Origin of the sequence: Paenibacillus contaminans (assembly GCF_003285015.1) — a bacterium.
In the GTDB taxonomy this organism is placed as follows: Bacteria; Bacillota; Bacilli; order Paenibacillales; family NBRC-103111; genus Paenibacillus_V; species Paenibacillus_V contaminans.
Map to the genome: position 1 here is coordinate 1 of NZ_QMFB01000092.1, position 460 is coordinate 460.

1 protein-coding gene is annotated in these 460 nt (G+C 53.3%); it reads right to left on the reverse strand.

Features of this window, described 5'->3' with window-relative positions; translation table 11 throughout:
• Nucleotides 1-460, reverse strand: a 460-nt coding sequence (locus DQG23_RS41675; protein ID WP_146762494.1) for a hypothetical protein, incomplete at both ends; no start/stop codon positions are given.

Sequence of the window (460 nt, forward strand, 5' to 3'; positions counted from 1 at the left end):
GACGGCACCTCCAACAAAGGGTTGCTGCCATGACAAGGCAGGATTCATCAAAGATATCTGGTTGTTAAACGGCTGAAATTGTTGCTGCTGCAGGAAGGCTGCAGCCAATGGGTTAGCTACTGCTAGTGGGTTAACTGGCAGCAGCTGTTGTAGTTGTAGGTATGCAGCAGCGTTCTCCAGAGCCAGTTGGTTCAATGGAAGCAGTTGTTGCTGTTGCAGATAGGTGGCAGGGTTTGCCACAGCTAGTTGACTGAGCAGTGGTAGGATCTGTTGCAGCTGTTGCTGCTGCTGCAGGTACGTAGCGACGTTCGCCACAGCAAGTGGGTTGGATGGGAGAAGCTGTTGTTGCAAGTAGGCTGTAGGGTTCGCTAGGGCTAGTTGGCTGAGTGTTGGTAGGAGCTGTTGTTGCTGTTGCGCTGCTATGGCCTGTACGGCCAGATGAGCCACGGACTGCTGTTGC